The organism is Endozoicomonas sp. SESOKO2 (genome assembly GCF_024606245.1).
Taxonomy (GTDB): domain Bacteria; phylum Pseudomonadota; class Gammaproteobacteria; order Pseudomonadales; family Endozoicomonadaceae; genus Endozoicomonas_A.
This window is the reverse complement of sequence record NZ_JAHHPQ010000564.1, coordinates 1-1,867: the sequence shown is the minus strand read 5'-3', so window position 1 is coordinate 1,867 and position 1,867 is coordinate 1. Positions and strand designations below refer to the sequence as shown.

1 pseudogene is annotated in these 1,867 nt (G+C 53.1%); it reads right to left on the bottom strand.

Annotated elements, in window-relative coordinates:
• Positions 1–220 precede the first annotated feature (220 nt).
• Positions 221–1,867 (bottom strand): annotated as a pseudogene (locus tag KDK17_RS13880) (DNA-directed RNA polymerase subunit beta'); the annotation flags it as partial.

The window sequence follows — 1,867 nt, the reverse complement described above, 5'->3', positions numbered from 1 at the left end:
TAAGCAATACATCGAACAGCAGGATAGACCGCATTAGGAGTCCTATCGGACTCCGGGCTATCCTTCCCAGCACTAGAAGTACTGGGCTTGACGCTCTTTCCGGTCAGGTTTTAGTCTGGTGTTAATCATCACAGTTTCCAGACACCAAAAAATGAGAAAGGCCACCCGAAGGCAGCCTTTCTGTTTAGCTCACTGTATAAAAACAGGCGTCAGCCTATTGTTACACCTCGCCGAAGTTAAGAGCTTCAGACAGAGCCGCTTCAACTTCAGAAGCAGAGACCTTGCTTGGTACTTCAAACTCAGGCTCTTCGCGACCCTTACGACGTTCTTCGTGATAGGTCAGACCTGTACCCGCAGGAATCAGGCGACCGACGACCACGTTTTCCTTCAGTCCACGCAGGTAGTCACGCTTACCGGTCACTGCTGCTTCGGTCAGTACTCTTGTAGTTTCCTGGAAGGAAGCCGCAGAGATGAAGGACTCGGTCGCCAAAGATGCCTTGGTGATACCCAGCAGTACCCTGTCGTATTTGGCAGGGATCTGATCCTTGTCACCCAGCTTCTCGTTCTCTTCCAGAACGGACGTCAACTCTAGCTGATCACCACGGATCAGCGAAGAATCACCCGTGTCAGTGACTTCAACCTTACGCAGCATCTGACGCAGAATGGTTTCGATGTGCTTATCGTTAATCTTAACGCCCTGCAGACGGTATACGTCCTGGATTTCGTTAACGATGTAACGGGCCAGCTCACCGACACCCAGCAGACGCAGAATGTCGTGGGGGTTGGTAGGACCGTCAGAGATAACTTCACCCTTGGTCACCTGTTCACCTTCGAACACGTTCAGGTGACGCCACTTGGGAATCAGCTCTTCATACGGATCGCTGCCGTCGTTCGGAGTGATGACCAGACGCTTCTTACCTTTGGTCTCTTTACCAAAGCCGATGGTACCGGTGATTTCCGCAAGAATAGAGTGTTCTTTTGGCTTACGGGCTTCAAACAGGTCGGCCACTCGTGGCAGACCACCGGTGATGTCCTTGTTACCGCCGGACTGCTGTGGAATACGGGCAACAACGTCACCGATTTCTACCGTCGTGCCATCGGCCAGGTTCACCAGAGCGTTTGCAGGCAGGAAGTACTGAGCTGCTACGTCAGTGTTAGGCAGCTTCAGCTCCTTGCCATTGGCATCCAGCAGCTGGATAGCAGGACGAATATCCTTACCGGCAGAAGGACGATCCTTCGGATCCAGAACTTCGATGTTGGACAGACCGGTCAGTTCATCCGTCTGAGTCTTGACGGTAATGCCCTCTTCCATGCCCAGGAACTTAACGGTACCGGACAGTTCGGTCACAATGGGGTGAGTGTGCGGATCCCACTTGGCAACTATCTGACCGGCTTCTACATCAACACCGTCCTTAACAGACAGAACCGCACCGTATGGTAGCTTGTAACGCTCACGCTCACGACCGAATTCATCAGCAATGGCCAGCTGACCGGAACGGCTCACTGCCACCAAAGCACCGTCTTTACGTTCAACGTGCTTCAAGTTCAGCAGACGGGCAGTACCCTTGTTCTTAACAGAGATGTTGTCCTGTGCAGAAGCACGGGATGCAGCACCACCGATGTGGAAGGTACGCATGGTCAGCTGAGTACCGGGCTCACCGATGGACTGGGCAGCGATAACGCCGACTGCTTCACCTTTGTTAACGAGATGTCCACGACCCAGGTCACGACCGTAACATTTGGAGCAGATGCCGTAGCGGGTTTCACAGGTAATTGGAGAACGAACCTTGACTTCGTCAACGTTCATCAGCTCCAGACGCTTAACCCAGGCTTCGTCGATGAGGGTGCCGGCGGGCACAGCGATTTC